Consider the following 20,368-nt stretch of genomic DNA (forward strand, 5'->3'; position numbering starts at 1 on the left):
TAGGTCAGTCGGTTACCTTTTGGTAAGGGAGGGAACGGTATGCCGTATCTAAATGAGTTCGATGCGACGATGCGTCAGATTCAAGGCAAGTGGAAAGTGATGATCTTGTACGAGCTGCATGAGGAAGGTGCGGTACGTTTTAATACACTGGAGCGTTATATCCAGGACGTCTCACCGAAGACGCTGACACAGCAACTGAAGCAACTCGAACAAGATGGCTTGATTACGCGGACCGTCTACCCGGAAATCCCACCCCGCGTTGAGTATGCGTTAAGCGCGAAAGGTACGTCCTTGATTCCCTTACTCGATGCGATCTGCGACTGGGGTCTTGCGACGACACCACGCAACCAATTGATGCGCACATTATGCGACGAGGAAGCCCCCGCTCCATGAGCAGGGGCTTTTCATTAGCGTTCGATTTGTTCGCGTACTTGACGGCGGAACGTCTGGATATCGTAGGCCGGTTCACTTGGACTGAACTCAATCCCGTCAATCAGACGAGCGTTTTGCACCGTATCCGGGAACTCGATCCGTGTCAGCCATTCAAGCGTCGTCTCTTCATGGCGTCTTGGGAAAGCTTGCTCGAGCTGAGAAGCAATCTTCAGAAGCGGATGATGACTATGCCGTTTTGGCGCATGTGCCCGTACTTGTTTGGAGTGCTTGACGGTTTGTTCTCTTTCGATCGCTATGACTTTTCGCTTCCGGATGACATAAAGCGTAACCGCAACTAAGATCACCGTCAGAAGCGTCGTTGCGATCCAAATCCAATCCGGTGTTCCTGCCTGGACGGCAGCTTGCTCCACGTCTTGAACACCTTTGATATTCTCTAGCCCCATTGCCCGGTTCGTCATCGTGTCCGCTTCCCGACCAAGTGGTTCCGTCCAAAGGAATAATGAACCGAATGCTTCAAATAACGGACGAATCGCACTCGTGACGGATCCGACGAGCGCTTCTTTCGTGAGACGGAAGACAACAGCGATGATCAGCCCCGCGCTGAGGACTAACGCGATCGTCGGGAAGATACGCCGCCATTCTGTCATGTACGTGACGACGAATGGATACGCAATGACGAAGACCAAAATTAAAAAGGCGCCAATTGGTGGTGTCACTCCCGGGAACAATACCATCACGACGCCGATGACCATTGCACTCGTAGCGTATCGCCACGCCGAATCGACCGTATCAAGAAACGCGGTCCAGGCGACGAAGACGAGCGCTAAGACGCTAGCTACGGGAGAGAGGAAATATAAGGATCCCGCTACGAGTAGCTGTAATCCGATGCGAAGCGAACGATGCGGCACGAAGGCGAGTGCCGGAAAAGCGAGCGCGAGATAGAACGGAACCGGTAACAGACTCGCAAGGAATATCCACCAGAGAATCATGCGCTCACTCCTTTCTGCCGGTGACCGAGATGAATCTCCGCCGTCGTCGACGGCACACTACGTTGCAGTCGCTTCGTGAAGTACCGGCGCTCGAGCGGTAGATCGTATTCGGAAATCCGGGCAAGGCATTCCATCGTCCGTAGGAATTGATGTTTTCCCATACCAGACGGAACATGGTACCACTGACCGGATCGGTTGACCATCGAAATCCAGAGGCTGTAGGAAGCCCCTTGTTTCTCGAGTTCACGGATGATCGTCGCGGCACGCGATAATAGTTTCTCGAAGTCCGAGCGGAGGGCAAGTCCGTCTGCGGACAAGCCATCGACGATGACGGCATAATCATGGTTACGTTTCCGATCATATTGATACGAGTACAGTTCATTCGTCTTCGCATAAGCGGACCAGTAGATCGACTTCGCATCTCCGGAGTAGGGGACGACGGAGTGGAAACTCGAGCGATCGGTGAACGGACTCGAGCGATCAATCGTCTCACCGGGAATCATCCGTTCATTCCACTCGACCGACGCTGGTGCAAAGTCAGGGAAGACGTGCCCCAGCTCTTGGATATCAAGCGTCACATAAATTGTGATCAAATGAAACGGATCCGAGATCATGACGTCAAACGACTGAATGCGAATCGTTCCCCGGTGAGCGGCAATGACATCGATTGAAAACGGCACGATCGTCTGTTTGCTGACATATAAGTGTTGACGCCAAAATTGACTACTCGCATCAGGAAGCTTGATCTGATCCCCGAGCAAGCCAGAGATCGTGATGCGACCGAGTGGTAACTTCGTTGGGTTCGACAATTCGAACGGTATCTGGATCGTTTCCTCTCGAAAAGCGCGAACGGTCTCAAGGAGGCGGACGCGAATCCGCTTCGCAACGTATTCGAGATAATACGGCATCACCCAGCCATATAATGTATAGGCGAGTAATAAAGCCGCAATCCAGACAGGACCATAGAGTCCCACGATGACGCCGCTTGCACCTGTCATCGTAAGAATGATGAGGTTAAAGCCTTTTGGTATGATCAATTGCATGATTACACCTCAGTCGGAACAGTGAGTGAATCGAGGACCTGCTCGACGAGACGTTCGTTCGATAGCTTCAGCGTCGCTTCGAGCGTTAAGACGAGACGGTGGGCAAGCAATGGCGTCGCCAAGTGCTTGACGTCCTCTGGTGTGACGTACGTCCGCTCCTGCATCCAGGCCCGTGCTTTTGCTGCTTTTAAGAGTGCGAGCGTCGCTCGTGGACTCGGTCCGATCTCAACGTCACGATGGGCGCGGAGTGCGTCACAGACATCAAGTAAGTAGTTTTCGACGCTATCCTCGATTGAGACGGCAACGACTTCCTCTTTCCAGTCATTGAGTTGTTCGAGCGGAATCTGTAGTTCGGCTGCTGTTAAGTGCGCCCCGCGTAATAATGCTTTTTCCGCTTGACGTGTCAGCGGAGCGAACGACAACTTGAACAAGAAACGGTCGAGTTGGGCATGCGGTAATGGGAATGTACCGTGTCCATCGAACGGATTTTGTGTCGCGATGACAAGAAAGTGTTGCGGTAACGTATAAGATGTATCCCCGATCGTCACTTGCCCTTCCGCCATTGCCTCGAGCAATGCTGACTGTGTCCGTGGAGTCGTCCGGTTGATTTCATCGACGAGGACGATGTTCGCGAACAGCGGACCAAACCGTTGTTCAAACGATCCTGTCAGCGGGTTGAACAGCTCCATCCCAAGTAGGTCGGTCGGTAACGTATCCGCTGTACATTGAACACGTGAGAACTTCGCTTCGAGTGTCTGCGCCAGTGCTTTTGCTAATGTCGTCTTACCGGTCCCCGGACGGTCTTCGAGCAACACATGACCTTCTGCGAGCAAGCCCATCAATAAATGATCAATCACATCGTCCTGACCAAGGACAGATTGTTTGAGTGATGTACGTAACGTTTGAAACATGGATGATTCCCCCTTTAAGATGCATCGTATTTCTAAAGTGTACGAAAATTCAGAAAAAACTGCTAGTGATTTTCCAGGAATCACGCATAAAGAAATACGTCTATCTTTTATACTACCAGTTTCATCCAAAAGTTTCGTAAAATATCAAAAAAATTGAAACAGGATTATGAAGTTACTTAGCGAATAGAAGGATATAGTCATTGGAATAGGGAGGATGGACAGATGAAACCACATACTACCGAATCGAACTCTACTCTAAACCAGCAACAGGATGTTGCTCACAGTCCTATTGACGAGTATCAACGTATTGTTGCCGGAGGACCTCCGAATCGCCGAGCCTTTGCCGCGATTCGTCGGCTCCCATTCGGATTACGTTTGCTGACGTATACGCTCGGTTCCTTATTCACAGCAGGCATCATCGCTGGTCTCGTCATCAGTCTACTGGGTTAAAAAAGACTCCCTCAGCGTTCTAAGGGAGTCCCATCATTCTTCAAAGAGATCATCCATCAAATCGGTGATCTCTTTTTTACGTGCGTTCGTCTCATCGCGTAAGATCCGAATCGAGCGCCCGGTCCAGTCGAGTCGGTCGCCAATCGTCGCCTGGCGCGGCAAACGACTTTTCGGTAATGTGATCGTCTCGCGGTCGTCCGTCTCGCAAATCGCTAGATCGTCTTCAAAATCAGCTAGGGTCAATCGCATCTGATGCACCTCCACGTCTTGTTATTCCGGTCGTAAGTCGGTCCGGTTCGATTCCTTGATGCCGTCACCAGTCGAGATATACTGGATCGTTCCGCTTTGATCGGTTCGATCAATCGTAATCCGTTCTGTCTTCAGCTCCTGTAAGACGGAGGGACGTGGGTGACGATAGGCATTGTCCTTCCCGGCTGAGATCAACGCTCGCTTCGGATCAACGGCTTGTAGGAAGGGCAGGGAGGACGATGTGTCTGCTCCGTGATGTCCAAGCTTCAAGACATCGGCGCTAAGATCGACATCTGACTCAAGCAATTGTCGTTCCGTCCGGATCGGTGCGTCGCCCATGAAGAGGAACCGGTCCTGTCCATGTTCAACCCGCAGGACGGCACTCCAGCTGTTGAGATCCTGTGTCCCGTCCGTTAGGGGAGCAAGGAACGTAAAGCGTGCAGCTTCACTCGGTATCTCAAGACCTGCCTTAACCGACTTGATCGTCACCCCTTCGCGTTTGACGGCAAGGAGGAAATCGCGGTATGTCTCTGTCGTATGCGTGACACGCGGGGCATAGACGCTGTCGACTGGAAAGGCATCGAGGACGGTATCGAGTCCACCGATATGATCGGCGTCCGGATGTGTCGCAATGACTGCTGTTAAGCGTTTGACACCCAATTCTTGCAGGTAGCGGACGACATCCTCGCCTTTGCCGTTATTCCCGCCGTCAATCAAGATCGCGTCTTCCTTCGTCCGGATGAACGTACTATCTCCTTGACCGACGTCAAAACCGTAGACCTCCATCTGTCCCGCGGTTGGGGCTGGGGGCTCTTCGTCCCGTGTCGTATAGAAGATGACGATCAGGCAGAGTGCTAACAGAATCGTTGATCCCCATTTCAACATGTCGGTTCCTCTTTCTCGAACAGATACAGCATGCCGTTACGCGGATGACCGAACCGTGGCCCCCGGTAACCGCGCCGTTTCAAGGCAGCACGCATCAAAATCATCATACCGCCATGCCCGACGAGTAAGACCCGTTCATCATCCTCGAACATCAGTTGATTCAACAGGACCTCAATCCGTTCATTCGCTTCCTTGATCTCCGCTTGAATCCGTTTGCTGAACGGGGCTGCGAGTCGACCGAGGACCGCCCAGCCAAGAAACGGTAACCGTAGATTCGACTGAATCGTCGGAAACGGTACTTCCCGTAGTAGATCCGTCACGATGATCTCTTTATCGTAGACACTTTGTGCCGTCTGGACGGCACGCGGCATGCTACTGGCATAACAGACCGTCCAGTCGATCTGACCAAGCTCGACCGGTTGAATATCGATGTCTGACGTATCATACCGTTCAATCCATTTTTCAATATCGCTGGCGCTGATCCAGCCTTTCGTCGGGTATCCTTCCGTCACCCGGTGATGTCTCACTAATCCAATTTGTTTCATACTTCGTGCGACGGTCAAGACCGTCTCCCTCACTTTCATTCATCGTTTAGAGTGCGACGCGAATCGCGAGTCCGCATAAAATCGCACCTAAGATACTGAGCAAGCTCCCGATGATGTAATATTCCGCAAAGCGGCGATCTTCAAACTGTTTAAAACGTGCCAGTGCCTTCAAAGCAATGATGAACCCGATGGCTCCGGTTGCGTTCGTGACGACGAGCAGGGTAATGATTGCCCGTTCGACGAGACCGATATAACGCCCGATTCCGTTTAATTCCGTCGTATAACTGCGCGCAGAATCTTCGACTTCATGTGTGACGGTCCGCGAAACGCCGTCTAATTGCTCCTTACGTGTCACTTTTCGCTCGAAATGCGCTTCGATCAAGCGCGGAGCAAATGGTGCGAGCATTAAAGCAATCCCGTGACCGAGTAACTCCGTCGTCACTAAACTAAAGCACAGAATCCACAAGACCTGCTCGGGTCGTGAGAACGACAACGACCAATCGACCGGGATGAATATCCATGTCAAAGCGATGATGGCAGCGATATGTAACGCTTGATCGATCCAGTACGCCGCCGCTTGCTTGACGCGACGTTTAAGCGGGGAGGCATCGAGTAGGGCGTGAAACACGAGAATACTTCCTCCAAGCCATCCGGCGATGTCGATGGTTAATCCCCCTCGGATGACGAAGAACGCAAGGACAAGTAGCATCAGAGCCGCATGAACGGCAAGATGTTGGAATAAGATCCGTTGGTGTCGGTGTTTCAGTAGCGCCATCCGTCTCGTCTGTAATGGGAAATCAGCAAGTAGATGGACAAGTATAAGGCTAAGTAAGACGGTCACCGAATCGCCTCCCAGACTTGGAATTGCTCCAGTGCCTGTGTCAAGGCAGCTTCAAGACGCTTCCGTTGCTTTCGCTGCGAGCGGGAAACGAGTTTTGCGACATTCGCGCGGGCATCCTGTTCCTTAAAGCCCATCTTCAGACCAATCTCTTCATACGTATCATCCGGATATTGGTCCATCAACCGGTGCAGTTCAATCTGACGGTCCGTTTTCCCGAAATACGCCGGATAAAGCATTTCGAGATAGCCATTCAGCAGGGCGGTCGGTAAGTAGGGCGGTCCAGCAAAGGCGATCCGTGACGGAAGCGTCTTCGCCTGTTCTTGCGCTTCAAAAGCGTGAATGATCGCACTGCCATTGGCTTCTTCGGCTTGGGTCGTTGAAATCGTCTCATATTGACCAAATCCGATCCCAATGTAACCTGGTAATTCTTGATTCAATAAGTGCAGCATGACCGGATAACTAACCGGATAATCCGCAAATACCGCCAGTAAGCTATCACCGGATTTGATTTGGAACGGGACGATACTCGTAGGAAATGCCGTATTCAGATCATTCGCGAGTTCTCGGAGCGCTTGAAGTAATGCTTCTTTGCTCGGATAATCGCGGGAGCCTTTGACATCAAACGACAAGGCAACAGCTTGCATGACGATTCCTCCTGTTCATTTGTTGCCACAATCATGGAAACATTTTATTTGTTACCGTTAAACGGGTAACATTCGCAGTGTTACTGTTATTAGAGTAACAAAGAATGAAGAAGAAGACCAACAGGACAATAGACCGATTTTTACACGACAGGGGGGATGGATGAATCTGACTAAAAGATCATTTTTTTATTCAAGTTAACATAACATGTATTATCAATAGTTATAAGATTTTGTCTCATAATCAGGGTAAACTTAAGATAGTGAGACAAAACAAAAAACACGGAATTAACCGTGTTTTCGACAATCATACGGACGTGTCCGTTCCAATCGATGAATCAAACGATCCAGGAATATATGATGGCGGCGTTCAAGTTGCGTGATCCGATCAAGTGGCAACCACGCGAAATCAAAGAAATCACCGCAATCCTGACCGTCACCAGCCACACAATGCGTCCAGCGGTTCTCTTGGCATTCGATGTGCGCATGGTAGAAATACGTGTAATGCACCCGCATTCGCTCCGGATAGCGCATCTCTTCTTCGCCGATGTACTGGACGGATGCTAACGAGAGACCACTTTCCTCAAGCGTCTCACGGACAGCCGCTTCTTTTGCGATTTCAGCATCTTCGATCGTACCTGCGGGGATCTGCCAATCACTCTCAGGAGCCGATTGTGGATGAAAAACAAGTAGTTCCCATCCGTTAGGTTTTTCCCGAGTGATATAGATTGCTACTTTTTCGCGACGTCTGAATTTCATCTTCATCACCTCTCCAAGGTCGGCAGATTGCACAACAAGCAGCTAAAGGGACGGTCCCGTAGCTGCTTGATCAATTGACGCTATAAGCAAAGCTGCGGAGACGCGTGACCCGACGCTTGTTCGTGACGAATCGTGACCTGACTATTTCTTCTATTGTAGCCGTTATTGGTCAGTGTTTCAATTTGTAAACGATATTTATAGCGATAAATCTCAAAATTCCGAGCATTCGTCTCAAAATTCCCCTCTCCTGCCCCGCTAGATCTAAAAAAGCTCCCCCGTTATCCGGAGGAGCCTCGTCTTATCGTGTATACCAGTCGAGCAAGGGACCGAATTTCTCTTCATCGTAGGCAAATGAACCGTTCGATAAGCGGTCGAGGAACGATAACGAACCGATTTGGATCGTTTTCTCCTGCTCTTTTCCGCTGAGGACCAATTCTTTCGCTTGTGTGACGTCGATCAATGCTGCGACTTGGTGTGGTTTCGATTTCAAATCACGGAGCAACTGTAAGCCACGGAGCGCACGGCTCGAGACTTGGAACTGATCCGCGAGGCGCATCTTCTTCAAGGCACCCCGTTGCGTCAAGAGGACGATCTGTGGTGCTTCCTTGAAGCCAATTGCACCCGCGACAACATCTTGATCCTTCAGGTTGATCGCTTTAACACCGGCAGCCCGGACACCAACGACAGGAACGTCGTCTTCCGTGAACCAGAGACCGAAACCGTTCTGTGTTGCAAGGAACAGCTCCGTTTGACCCGTTGAGACCTGAGCATACAAGACTTCATCGTCTGCCTTCAAACGAACACCTTGAAGTGGTTTTGACTTCCGCTGGGCGTTGTAGTCACTCAGTTTCGAGCGTTTGACCATCCCTTGACGAGTCACGAACAAGCAATGCTGTGCTTCGTCGAACGAACGAACGAGATCCGCTGAGAGAACCCGGTCACCCGGTTCGAGTGGAACGAGGTTCGCGACGTGTTGACCGCCATCTTTCCACTTCGTATCCGGCAATTGATGGACCGGAATCAGCAAGTAATTCCCGCGAACGGTCCAGACGATCAAGTGATCCGTCGTCATCGCTTGCCCTTGGAGCAACGGACGATCCTGTTCCTTCAAATCCGGTAAGTCGTTCGAAGCACCGAATGAACGGAGCGACGAGCGTTTGACGTACCCGTTTTTCGACAGGAAGACCATCGTTTCTTCGACAGCGATCATGACTTCTGTCTTCAGCTTCAGTTCTTCAACTTCTGCTTCGATCGTCGAGCGACGTTTGTCCGCGACTTGTTCCTTCAAGACTGTCAATTCCTTGATGATGAGACGATTCCGTGTCTTTTCATCGTTAAGGATCTTCTCAAGACGAGCGATTTCCTTCTCGAGTTTCGCTGCTTCTTCCTGCAACTCGACGATATCGGTATTCGTTAACCGGTAAAGTTGGAGCATGACGACGGCTTCCGCTTGGCGATCCGTAAAGTTGAAGCGCGTGATCAGCTTCTCCTTCGCGTCTGCTTTGTTCGACGCAGAACGGATCAAGGTAAGTGTCTCATCGAGGACAGAGATTGCTGTCATCAAGGCAGAAACGACTTCCTGACGGCGTTTCGCTTGTTCGAGATCAAACGCTGTCCGGCGGATGACGACTTCCTTGACGTGTGCAAGATACGCATCAAGTAGTGTCAAGACGCCCATTTGCCGCGGTGTCCGTTCATGGATCGCGACCATGTTGTAGTTATAGGCAATTTGTAAGTCAGTCTGTTTGAGGTAGAAGTGTAAGACACCTTCTGCGTCCGCTTCCTTCTTCAACTCGATGACGACCCGTAAACCGTCGCGGTCGGTCTCATCACGGACTTCCGCAACCCCTTCGACCTTTTTATCAAGACGGAGTTCTTCCATCCGTTTGACGAGATTCGCTTTATTGACCTCATACGGGAGCTCCGTGATGACGATTTGCTGACGACCACCCCGCAGTGTCTCAATCGTTGAGCGCGAGCGGATGATGACTTTCCCGCGTCCTGTCTCGAACGCCTTCTTGATGCCGTCAAGCCCTTGGACAACACCACCAGTCGGGAAATCAGGACCTTGCATGTGCGTCAACAAGTCATCGACGTTCTGGACCGTCCCTGAGATCCGACCAATCGCAGCATCGAGGACTTCTCCCGCGTGGTGCGGTGGAATCTCGGTTGCATAACCAGCGGAAATCCCCGTCGAACCGTTCATCAGCAAGTTCGGTAGGAGTGACGGTAAGACGAGCGGTTCTTCCGTCGTATCATCGAAGTTGAGCGTGTAATCGACGGTCTGTTTGTTGATCCCGTCGAGAATCAGACTCGAAACTTTTGATAAACGGGCTTCCGTATACCGCATCGCTGCCGCGCTATCGCCGTCGATTGATCCATTATTCCCTTGCATATCGATCAACGGGTAACGCAGTTTCCACTCTTGGCTCAAGCGGACCATTGCTTCATAGACCGATGAATCACCGTGCGGGTGGTAGTTACCGATGACGACACCGACCGTCTTCGCCGATTTCCGGTAAGCACGGTCAAACAGGTTGCCTTCCGTATGCATCGCATACAAGATCCGGCGTTGAACCGGTTTCAGACCATCCCGGGCATCCGGTAAGGCACGATCTTGGATGATATATTTCGAATAACGACCAAACCGGTCGCCGACGACTTGCTCGAGCGACAGGTTCAGGATGTTTTGTAGATTAGACATGTTCGTTCACACTCTCTTTCGTCACGTGCTCATTCTCGATGATCGAGAGGTCTTCCGCGAGACCGAAGGCGACATTGTCCTCGATCCACGTCCGGCGGTGACCAACGTTATCGCCCATTAAGACCGAGACACGTTTTTCCGCAACAGCAGCATCGTCGATCGTGACCCGAATCAATGTCCGTGTCTCGGGATCCATCGTTGTTTCCCAGAGCTGTGGTGCATTCATCTCCCCAAGTCCTTTGTAACGCTGGATCATATAACCTTTACCGAATTTCTTCGTCGTTTTCTTGAGTGTCTCTTCGTCCCAGACGTATTCAAATTTCTCCGATTTGCCTTTTCCTTTTGAGACACGATAGAGCGGTGGTAAGGCAACGAAAACCTTCCCAGCGTCGATCAACGGACGCATGTAGCGGAAGAAGAACGTCAATAGCAAGACTTGGATATGCGCGCCATCGGTATCGGCATCCGTCATGATGATGACTTTGTCGAAATTACAATCCGACAAGTCAAAATCGGCTCCGACACCGCCACCAATCGCATGAATGATCGTATTGATCTCTTCATTTTTCATTATGTCAGCGAGTTTCGCTTTTTCCGTGTTCAAGACCTTACCACGGAGTGGAAGAATCGCTTGGAACGTCCGGTTTCGTCCTTGTTTCGCAGAACCACCGGCAGAATCACCCTCGACGAGGAACAATTCATTCTTGTCTGCGTTTTTCGAAGCAGCAGGTGTCAGTTTTCCGTTCAAGATGCTCGAACGTTTCTTTTTTTTCCCATTTCGTGCTTCTTCGCGGGCTTTCCGCGCTGCTTCACGAGCTTGCGCTGCGCGGATCGCTTTTTTGATCAACAGCGTCGCCGTTTGCGGGTTCTCTTCCAAGTACATCGAGAGACGACGACTGATGACAGCGTCACAGCTCGTCCGCGCTTCCGGTGAACCGAGTTTCGACTTCGTTTGTCCTTCGAACTGAAGGAACTCTTCCGGAATTCGGATCGAGACGATCATCGTCAACCCTTCGCGGATATCATTTCCGTCAAGGTTCTTATCCTTTTCCTTCAAGAGCGTGTTTTTTCGGGCATATTCATTCATGACCCGTGTCATTGCCGTTTTTGCACCGACTTCGTGTGTTCCACCGTCGCGTGTCCGGACGTTATTGACGAACGACAGGACGTTTTCCGAGTACGCATCCGTGAACTGGAAGGCGATATCGACTTCGATCTCGTTTTCCGTTCCTTCGAACGCAACCGTCGGATGCAGTGTGTCTTTATCATCGTTCAAGTACTGGACGAATTCGCTGACACCGTCTTGGTACTGGAAGATGTCCTGTTTATCGGACCGTTCGTCCGTCAGCGTAATCTTCAGACCTTTCAGCAAGAAAGCGGATTCGCGTAAGCGTTCCGCGAGCGTATCGTAGTTGTATGTCAACGTACTGAAGATCGAGCCATCTGGTTTAAAGTAAACGCTCGTTCCTTTTTGACGCGTCGTACCCGTTTCAAGCAACGTCGTCTTCGGAATCCCACCGTTTTCAAACGTTTGCTCATATTGTTTCCCGTCACGGAAGATCGTTACTTTCAAATCCGTTGATAAGGCGTTAACGACCGACGCCCCGACGCCGTGTAAGCCACCGGACGTCTTATAGCCACCTTGACCGAACTTACCGCCAGCGTGAAGGACCGTGAAGATGACTTCAGCAGTCGGCTTTCCCGATGCATGCATCCCCGTTGGCATTCCACGTCCATGGTCACGGACGGTGATTGCATTATCTTTATGAATCGTGACGTCAATTTGTTCCCCGAATCCTGCAAGTGCCTCATCGATTGCGTTATCGACGATCTCGTAGACGAGATGGTGAAGTCCACGGTGATCGGTTGAACCGATATACATACCTGGGCGCTTTCGGACTGCTTCGAGTCCTTCGAGCACCTGTATGGCATCATCATTGTAGTTATTTAAGTCTGTCGCCATTCATTTCACCTCAAAATTCGAAATTACGACGTCGTTTTTACAAACGTTCGTTCGTTATTTCGAGTAGTCTGTCTCTAATTGTAGGCATCTTCTTGCTTCCTGACAAGCATAACCTGTAAAGCGCATGAAAAAAGACACCTTCACGAACGGGTGAAGATGCCTGAAATCGTACGATGACTCACAGATATTGATGCTCGATTTTGATGCAACGATTCTCAATATATGGAATACCAGCACCAAGTGCGAGACTTTCTGCTTCGACACTCGAGAGACCAAGCTGATTCCAAATCATCCCGACGTCACCGTGAGCAACAGCATCTTTGGCGACATCCGCTAAAAACTCAGACCGACGGAAGACGTCGACGATATCGATGTGTCCTGGAATGCTTGCGACGCTCGGATAGACTTTTTGACCGTTCCACTCGTTTAACGTCGGATTGACTGGAATGACTTCGTATCCATGTTGGACTAAGTAGTCCGCAATCCAGTTCGCGGTCTTTCCGGAATCACTCGAGACACCGACGACGGCAATGCGTTTGGCATCCTTCAAATACTGACGTGCTTGTTGATCGGTAATCATCTAGAACTCCCCCTTATGAAAATAACTCTTACCTAACACTCTATACCCGAACCAAGATGAAGTATGCGAAATCGAGCACGTTTTCGACGTTTTTCAGAAATCGTCTTGAAATCAAATGAGTCGACCAATGACCCGTCGAACGACTTCTCGATGCAACTGAGAGCGAAATTGAATATTCATTCTTTTTTGATGATTTAGGTGACATAATACTATTATTGTTATTAAAGAGAATGTTGTAGCTCAAAAACCATAAAAATAGGCTAAATTCTCACGTGCATCGAGTTGATCAACGACCCGTCTGATGCGTTGTCGATGCAACTGAGGGCTCTCTGTCTGACAATTTAACGTTGCGTGAAATAACTATTTCACGCAAACAAGTGTCTGACGTACCAACGTTTGGTATACTACTACTAGAGGGGTGATTGTCGGATGAGTTTATTTAAAAACCTAGGAAAAACGATACATAAAACGACCGTTTCGGCTACAGCACCAGCGATTCCTGGTTATGAGCGGATGCCACGCTTCATTCAGTCCTATTTGGATCAGTTAGCAGCAAAACATTTCTCATTAGCAACGATGCGTCGCTACGTCTATGACTACGAAGCGTTCTTTCAATTCGTTGCAACGGCGTCGGGTGAAGAAGTAACGGCGCGCGAGATTCCGCTTGAAGCGTTCGTCGAAATCGATGCAGCGGGGATCGAAGCTTACGCTGAATACCTTGCCTTAACGAAACAAAATGCACCAAGCGTCATAAACCGGAAATTATCAGCATTACAGTCGTTGTTCCGTTATTTGGTCGATACAGGTCAGCTGTCAGAAAACCCGGTCGCAAAAGTCAACCGACCAAAACAAGCGAAACGGGAACCGGTCTACCTGACGAAACGCGAGTGGGACGAATTGATTCAGTTGTTACCGTCGAACGTCGAGATGAATGCCCGGGAAGCGTCTCATTATGAACGTGATCGCGTCCGCGACGTGACGTTATTCCAACTACTCGGCTATAGCGGGATGCGTCTCAGTGAGATGACCCAACTCGTCTGGAATGATGTCGATTTCCATGAAAACACGCTCCGTGTCATCGGAAAAGGCAATAAAGAGCGGCTGATTCCACTCGCGAAACCAGCCCGGATCGCCTTACGCAAATACGCGATTCATTATCAGATGCCAACGAGTGGCGCCGTGCCTGTCTTCCAAAAACACGGGAAACCACTCAGTCCACGGGCAGTCCAGCATATTTTGCAGCGGCACACCGAACGATTAAAACCGGTCCTCCCCTTTTTAGAGCGCAAAAAAATTACACCGCATAAATTGCGGCATACGTTTGCGACACGTCTTGCGACCGGTGGGGTCGATGTCCTGACGATCCAGCAGTTACTTGGTCATGAATCCGTCGCGACGACACAAGTCTATGCCCATATCGGCGATTCGGAGAAAAAACGCGCCGTCGATTTATTCGATGGTGAACGATAATCACATTATGTTAACTAAAGGAGAAATGTCATGAATTACGGGCTCAGTGAACGCAAAATCAAACAGATGTCTGATGCCTATGCTTTTCGACGGGGAAAGAAGTATGTCGCCGCTCGAAAGGTCACGTTGCATAATTATCGAATGGGCGACGAGCTGATCGAAGCGAGTGTCGACGGTGAGGAACGATTCACGGTGACCGTCCGCGTCAAGGCGCACGGTGTCGACGCCGGCTGTAATTGTCCATCACTTGCGATGGATACATCGTTTTGTGGACATATCGTCGCCGTTTTACTAGCGATGCATCATGTTCAGGCGCACGGCACACCGACGCCGCTGTCACCACAGATTCGTCCCTTCACGGCGTTTCAAGTCGATGACGCTGGCGCGCGCCATTATTTACGCAGTCTCACACCGGATCGTCGGGTGGCGATTCATTTCGAACTGACAGGACCCGTCGTGACACTCAAAAGATTGACGGACAATCAGCAGCATCAACTGTCCCTGCCCTACTTCGATCGTCTCCTTGGACAGACGGAGTATTTGCAGCGACTCGCCGATGTTTCGTTCAGTCCTGATTTACAAGAACGAATCGTTTCCGGGACACCAATCGTCAAACTCCATCTCGACCGAACGGCTCAGGAAGTCGAAGTCCGCGTGTCGTTTGATTATCAAGGAATTCAGCTGAATCCGCTCGATGAGACGATTTACGCTGGACGGGATCAGGTAACGGAGCAAAGTGCCTTACGCTTCTTACGTGAATTCCAAGCAACACCACGAGACATGCGATACATCATCACGAGTGACGCCGCACAGTATTCCTTTTTGCGGAGTCTGCTTGACGAACGGGTTGCGCTCGGTCAACTGGAGTTATTTGCAACACAAGCGATCCGGACAACGTTACCAAAAGGTCCGTTCCATCCGCGAATCGAAGTCGACGTGACGGACCGCCTCGACTGGCTCGTGTTCAACTTTTCGATGGACGGGATTCCGGAAGATGAGCTGAAACGTGTCCTGAAGTCGCTCGTCTTACAAAAACGGTACCACCGCTTGAAATCCGGACAGTTCGTTTCTTTAGAAACAAGGGCTTTTCAGCAGTTACAACGGGTCCTCGCTCAGATGGAAGCAAGTGAACGCGACTTACGCGACGGACGGATCGTCTTACCTGCTGTCCGGAACATGAAGCATCTAATTGGCGCTTCCGTCCTCCATCTTCACGCCGATTTGCTCGAGAAATGGCTTGAATTGAAATCCGGACAAGGATTCCAGCTCGACTTGCCGAATTCGTTAGAATCACGACTCTATCCGTATCAACGGACGGGCATTCAATTTCTGAAGAATTTAGACGCGCTAGGATGTCACGGGATTTTAGCCGATGAGATGGGGCTCGGGAAGACGATTCAAGCGATTGGTTATGTCGCGACGATTCCTGACCGTCGCGCGCTCATCGTCGCGCCGGCGTCACTACTCCGCAACTGGGAGGCGGAACTGAAGCGCTTTTTACCCGGTCGACCGGTTCATGTCGTCACTGGTTCTCAAGCCAGCCGACTCCGCGAACTGGAGCACTTACCTGACGATACGGTGACGATCGTCTCCTATACGACGCTTCGGACCGACGTCCGTCGCCACCCTGTATATGACGTCGTCTTCTTTGATGAAGCACAGCACTTGAAGAATCCGCAGTCACAAACGGTCAGTCAACTACGGCATCTGCAAGCAAAACGCCGTTTCGCCTTAACGGGAACACCACTTGAGAATCGTCCGCGTGATATCTGGTCGATCTTCCATGTTCTGTTTCCAGAATTACTGCCGGATTTAGCGACGTTTGAGAAATGGTCATTTGATGACATGCAACAGTTCATCCAACCGTTCTTATTACGGCGTGAGAAACAAGATGTCTTACAGGATTTACCGAAGAAACAGATCGAGCATCATTATGTCGAGCTCGGTCCGAACCAAAAACGCTTATATGCGTCGTATCTCGCCAAATTGCAACTCGAGACGCTGCAACACTTAGACGAGACGAAACGCGAAGATCGTCTGAAATTACTGGCTGGGTTAACGCGGTTGCGGCAAATTTGCAACGATCCGGGATTATTCGTCGAGGAGTACACAGGGGAAGCAACGAAACGAACGCGTCTACTCTCATTAATTGCCGAAAAACGGGCAGCCGGAAAGCGGATCTTGATTTTCTCGCAGTATACACAAATGCTCGAACGCATTCGCTCGGATCTCGCGCAACGTCACCTCCCCCACTTCCTGTTGACGGGTGAGACACCACTCGAAGACCGGTTGGCGTTATGCGATCGGTTCAATGACGGTGAAGTCGATCTCTTCTTGATTTCCCTGAAAGCCGGTGGAACGGGACTGAATCTCGCGTCTGCTGATACCGTCATCCTCTTTGACAGTTGGTGGAATCCGGCCGTCGAACAACAGGCAGCCGATCGCGCTCACCGGCTTGGACAACAGTCCGACGTGACGGTCATCAAACTGCTGACACGCGGAACGATCGAAGAAAAGATGACGGAATTACAAGATCGAAAAGCTCAGATGGTCGATGCCGTCCTGACGGCTCCAGACAGTGATGCCCTGACCGTCAAGGAACTCGTACATCTCGTAGAAACAAAGGAGGAACATCGGTGATCCTTGATCTCCTGCTTGGTTACCTTATCGGTAGTATTCTTGGCGGTACGCTCTGGAAGTACGTCAGTCGTACCGATTTGGCACAGGTCGGTTCCGGAAACATCGGTGCCCGCAACGCCCATCGCGCCGGTGGGCTCCCGGCTTTTTTATTCGTGTACCTGTTTGATGCCGCGAAGACGGTTCTTGCACTACAGCTAACAGACGCATTTTATCCCGTCGCTCTTGCCGTACTTATCGGTCACTTGTTTCCGTTGTTTCATCCGCGACGCGGCGGTAAAGGGTATGCCGTATTTTCCGGAATCGTCTTCGCCATCACGCCGTGGGCATATCTTGCCGGACTAGGCATACTCGGTCTGTCTTATCTCGTAACGAAAGATAGCGTCAAAGCGGGGCTGATTCCGGTTGTTCTGCTCCCGTTACTCCCTGTCTACTTTGACGCGGGACCCATCAATATCTTGTGTACCGTTGCTGTAAGTCTACTTGTCCTGTGGGCTCATGATGCACTTCACAAGCCAGTCATTACATAAGGAGGACGTCTCATGATCGACTTTTCCATTGCTACCGCTTCGGACGCGGAAGCAATCCATGAACTGAACTACCTCACCTTCACGGAAGAGATTCCGCAACATCAACCGAACACCGAACGGAAACGGATTGACCGGTTTCATGATCAAAATACCTATCTGATCGGCAAGGAAGACGATCGACTCGTCGCGATGATTGCCATTCGGAAGCATCGCCCTTTTTCACTTGAAGAAAAAGGCGTGACGTTAGATGAGACACTGACGGACCCAGCGGAAATCCGCTTACTCAGCGTTCGTCCCGAATACCGCAATAGTCGTACGTTCATGCAATTGATGCGTTTTTTGATGGTCTACTTGGAGCGGGAAACGATTGATCATGTCTATATCAGTGGTACGACACGGGAAGCTAAACTATATGCGCGGTTCGGCTTCACACCAATCGCAGCAACGCTCGGTAGTGGCGATGCCCAGTTCGTACCGATGTTGTTGTCGCGCGCAACATATGAACGATCCGTCATCGCGGACGTTTTACGTCCTCTGCATTTTCTAGCCGGTCCAGTCGAGGTTGCACCAACAGTCCGCCAAGCGGCACAACAAGCACCGCGTCCGCATCGGACGGCCTCGATGCGTCAGCTCGATCAAGATTTACGTGGTCGGATGTGTCAGTTGCTGGATTTGCCATATGTCTCGATGGCTGTTGGCAGTGGCACCCTCGCCAATGATATTGTCGCACAACAACTGAGTGGACATGGATTGATTCTAAACGGTGGCGAGTTCGGTCAACGCTTGATCGATCACGCGGCACGAGCAGGAAAGTCATTTGATATCCACCTGCTTCCGTCCGGTCACCCGATCGACTTGGAACAACTCGCAAGTCAACTGCATCAAACGGAGTACGACTGGATTTGGTTGACGCATTGTGAGACGTCTACGGGCGTTCTCTACGATCTCGATGCGGTAAAAGCGCTATTAGATCAACGAACCGCACTCATCGTCGATGCGATCAGCGCCGTCGGGACCGGACGTTTCTCATACGCTGGCTGCAGATTCGTCACGACCGTCTCCGGAAAGGCAATTGGGGGTTTACCGGGTCTTGCGTTCATCGGTCATACAGACAGCATCCTACCTTCTCCACGAATTCCACGTTATCTGGATCTCGGACTCTATGCGGAAGGCGTCGCCTTTTCCGGCTCATCGAACTTGTTGCTGGCTTGTCAGGCAGCGCTGGATGCCCTTGATCTCGATCAAGCAGCCATCAAGATGACCTATCTCGAACAAGCCGTTCGCGCTACTGGTTTCAACCTTCTTGCGACTCAAGAAGCGCAAGCGCCGGGAATTCTGACGATCGTTCATCCGTCGGCAACCGCTTTAGGAGACGCTCTTCGGATTCAGGGCTATCATGTTCAATATGAAAGCGACTATCTCGTCCGTAATCAATGGCTCCAAATCTCAACGATGGGACAGACGACGATGCGGCACATCGAACGTCTCATCCGCGTGTTGGTCCGTGAAAACCAACGCATCACCATAAAAAATGAAAAAAACGAAAGACCTCTCAACCCTTGATTTCAAGCGGTTTGGAGGTCTTTCGACTTTAAAAAATAAAAATTAGAGGTTTAAGGATTTAAAACATAGGGGTATAAACTCACTAGCACCGCATCAAACGGTGACTTACTCACACATGTTTCTCAATATCAGCGTAATGACCTGGGAGAGAAATGCAAAGTCACGAAAGCGTCAGATTCAAAGCGAGTCTGAAACCGATTGTCTTAGCATGTTTCATATTGTTCAGGACTTGTCCTGCTCCTACATTCATTACCTTTTGAGGGCTATACCAAATTCAAGGGGGAAATGAACATGTCAGTTAAATTAACAGCCGAAAAACGCGAGGTACGTCCACGCTCACTCCGTAAACAATTACGTCATGAAGGAAAAGCTCTTGGTGTCGTGTATGGTTACAAAGTGGAAAGTACACCAATCGCATTTGAAGAAAAAGAATTGCTTAAAATCGTTCGAGAAAACGGTGAGAACGTCTTGATTTCACTGAAACTCGACGGTAAAAATATTAACGTCTTGATCAACCGTCGTGATATGGATGTCTTCACACCAACTGTCGATCACGTTGAATTCATCGCTGTTAAAATGGATGAAGAGACAGAAGTCGAAGCAGACGTCGTACTCGTCGGCGAAGCAGCTGGCGCTAAAGTCGGCGGATTCCTGTCACAGACACTCTTTAAAGTAACAGTCGCAGCAACACCAGATAAATTACCAGAGAACGTCGAAGTCGACGTCACGAACCTCGAAATCGGCGATTCGATCTCTGTAGCTGATCTTCCGGAACAAAAAGATTTCCGTATCGTCACAGAAGGCGACATTCAAGTCGCAGCTGTCGTCGAATCTACACTCGAGCAGGATCTTGAGGAAATCGAAGAAGCAGAAGCTGAGGCGCAAGCGGAAGCTAGTGAAGACAACGAAGCGGAAGCTACGGAAGAGTCTTCAGAAGAAGCAAAAGAAGAGAACGAAGATAACAAATAAGTCGTTTATCGATACGCCCTTCGTGGCGTATCGTTTTTTTGTGTCTTGACAATAGACAGAAGATTGCCTAAAGTGAACAGCGTATCACCTATTACTATATCCACTAGGGGAGCCCATTTGGCTGAGACGATTCACTTCGGACCCTTCGAACCTGATCTAGTTCATACTAGCGTAGGAAAGTGGAGCGATCACATCCAATGACTCCTGCTGCGCGCAGTTTTTCTGAGGACCGCTCTCTTTTTTACG

Annotated in this window: 19 protein-coding genes and 1 riboswitch; of the genes, 7 read left to right on the forward strand and 12 right to left on the reverse strand. The window is 50.3% G+C overall.

Translation table 11 applies throughout. From position 1 onward, the window contains the following. Positions 1-39: 39 nt before the first annotated feature. On the forward strand, positions 40-393 hold the full coding sequence (locus KNQ08_RS04905) for a winged helix-turn-helix transcriptional regulator (protein ID WP_069940701.1): 354 nt from the start codon (positions 40-42) through the stop codon (positions 391-393). Positions 394-407: 14 nt separating this feature from the next. Here KNQ08_RS04905 and KNQ08_RS04910 read toward each other — a convergent pair whose 3' ends face one another. From KNQ08_RS04910 to KNQ08_RS04920, 3 genes are read right to left on the reverse strand one after another with little or no spacing between them, the layout of a single operon-like run. Then, positions 408-1,382, reverse strand: a complete 975-nt coding sequence (locus KNQ08_RS04910; protein WP_214804935.1) for a hypothetical protein — start codon at positions 1,380-1,382, stop codon at positions 408-410. Further along, positions 1,379-2,425: a DUF58 domain-containing protein gene (locus KNQ08_RS04915; protein ID WP_050677947.1), complete on the reverse strand. Its 1,047-nt coding sequence runs from the start codon at positions 2,423-2,425 to the stop codon at positions 1,379-1,381. The genes KNQ08_RS04910 and KNQ08_RS04915 overlap by 4 nt, the downstream gene beginning before the upstream one ends. 2 nt (positions 2,426-2,427) lie before the next feature. Next, complete coding sequence (locus KNQ08_RS04920) at positions 2,428-3,336, reverse strand: AAA family ATPase (protein ID WP_058265957.1); 909 nt, start codon at positions 3,334-3,336, stop codon at positions 2,428-2,430. Between the two features lie 222 nt (positions 3,337-3,558). Here KNQ08_RS04920 and KNQ08_RS04925 point away from each other — a divergent pair, with 222 nt between their 5' ends. After that, positions 3,559-3,786, forward strand: coding sequence for a hypothetical protein (locus KNQ08_RS04925; protein WP_050677949.1), 228 nt, complete (start codon positions 3,559-3,561; stop codon positions 3,784-3,786). 33 nt (positions 3,787-3,819) lie between these two features. On the opposite strand, the gene KNQ08_RS04930 is transcribed toward KNQ08_RS04925, so the two are convergent. From KNQ08_RS04930 to KNQ08_RS04970, 9 genes are all read right to left on the reverse strand, one after another. Beyond that, positions 3,820-4,035 carry a DUF3006 domain-containing protein gene (locus KNQ08_RS04930; protein WP_050677950.1) on the reverse strand — a complete coding sequence of 72 codons (216 nt, stop codon included), beginning with the start codon at positions 4,033-4,035 and terminating at the stop codon, positions 3,820-3,822. 21 nt (positions 4,036-4,056) lie between these two features. Beyond that, positions 4,057-4,917: a ComEC/Rec2 family competence protein gene (locus KNQ08_RS04935; protein ID WP_069941047.1), complete on the reverse strand. Its 861-nt coding sequence runs from the start codon at positions 4,915-4,917 to the stop codon at positions 4,057-4,059. Next, the gene (locus KNQ08_RS04940) at positions 4,914-5,465 is read right to left on the reverse strand and encodes a histidine phosphatase family protein (protein WP_149428138.1); all 552 of its coding nucleotides are present in this window, start codon (positions 5,463-5,465) and stop codon (positions 4,914-4,916) included. The genes KNQ08_RS04935 and KNQ08_RS04940 overlap by 4 nt, the downstream gene beginning before the upstream one ends. 46 nt (positions 5,466-5,511) lie before the next feature. Further along, positions 5,512-6,306, reverse strand: a complete 795-nt coding sequence (locus KNQ08_RS04945; RefSeq protein WP_214804936.1) for a DUF3307 domain-containing protein — start codon at positions 6,304-6,306, stop codon at positions 5,512-5,514. Beyond that, entirely contained in the window at positions 6,303-6,950 is a 648-nt protein-coding gene (locus tag KNQ08_RS04950) for a hypothetical protein (protein ID WP_214804938.1), read from the reverse strand. The genes KNQ08_RS04945 and KNQ08_RS04950 overlap by 4 nt, the downstream gene beginning before the upstream one ends. Positions 6,951-7,235: 285 nt before the next feature. Further along, positions 7,236-7,706, reverse strand: coding sequence for an NUDIX domain-containing protein (locus KNQ08_RS04955; RefSeq protein WP_231681758.1), 471 nt, complete (start codon positions 7,704-7,706; stop codon positions 7,236-7,238). A 298-nt stretch (positions 7,707-8,004) separates the two neighbouring features. Beyond that, entirely contained in the window at positions 8,005-10,410 is a 2,406-nt protein-coding gene (parC, locus tag KNQ08_RS04960; RefSeq protein ID WP_214804940.1) for a DNA topoisomerase IV subunit A, read from the reverse strand. Beyond that, entirely contained in the window at positions 10,403-12,373 is a 1,971-nt protein-coding gene (gene parE, locus KNQ08_RS04965) for a DNA topoisomerase IV subunit B (protein ID WP_214804942.1), read from the reverse strand. Before parE ends, parC begins: the two co-directional genes overlap by 8 nt. A 178-nt stretch (positions 12,374-12,551) precedes the next feature. Further along, positions 12,552-12,953 (reverse strand): CoA-binding protein, encoded by a 402-nt coding sequence (locus KNQ08_RS04970; RefSeq protein ID WP_023468336.1) that lies wholly within the window; start codon positions 12,951-12,953, stop codon positions 12,552-12,554. A 429-nt stretch (positions 12,954-13,382) separates the two neighbouring features. Between KNQ08_RS04970 and KNQ08_RS04975 the strand changes: the two genes are divergently transcribed. The 5 genes from KNQ08_RS04975 (at position 13,383) to KNQ08_RS04995 (ending at position 20,122) form a co-directional block, all read left to right on the forward strand. Beyond that, complete coding sequence (locus KNQ08_RS04975; RefSeq protein ID WP_058703402.1) at positions 13,383-14,423, forward strand: tyrosine-type recombinase/integrase; 1,041 nt, start codon at positions 13,383-13,385, stop codon at positions 14,421-14,423. Between the two features lie 30 nt (positions 14,424-14,453). Next, complete coding sequence (locus tag KNQ08_RS04980; RefSeq protein ID WP_214804944.1) at positions 14,454-17,063, forward strand: DEAD/DEAH box helicase; 2,610 nt, start codon at positions 14,454-14,456, stop codon at positions 17,061-17,063. After that, complete coding sequence (locus KNQ08_RS04985) at positions 17,060-17,590, forward strand: glycerol-3-phosphate acyltransferase (RefSeq protein WP_149427376.1); 531 nt, start codon at positions 17,060-17,062, stop codon at positions 17,588-17,590. Before KNQ08_RS04980 ends, KNQ08_RS04985 begins: the two co-directional genes overlap by 4 nt. 12 nt (positions 17,591-17,602) lie before the next feature. Beyond that, positions 17,603-19,153 (forward strand): GNAT family N-acetyltransferase, encoded by a 1,551-nt coding sequence (locus KNQ08_RS04990; RefSeq protein WP_214804946.1) that lies wholly within the window; start codon positions 17,603-17,605, stop codon positions 19,151-19,153. A gap of 291 nt (positions 19,154-19,444) precedes the next feature. After that, positions 19,445-20,122 (forward strand): 50S ribosomal protein L25/general stress protein Ctc, encoded by a 678-nt coding sequence (locus tag KNQ08_RS04995; RefSeq protein ID WP_214804948.1) that lies wholly within the window; start codon positions 19,445-19,447, stop codon positions 20,120-20,122. A gap of 95 nt (positions 20,123-20,217) precedes the next feature. Then, positions 20,218-20,317: riboswitch (TPP riboswitch) on the forward strand. Positions 20,318-20,368 lie beyond the last annotated feature (51 nt).

Origin of the sequence: Exiguobacterium sp. s46, assembly GCF_018618875.1 — a bacterium.
Classification (GTDB): domain Bacteria; phylum Bacillota; class Bacilli; order Exiguobacteriales; family Exiguobacteriaceae; genus Exiguobacterium_A; species Exiguobacterium_A abrahamii.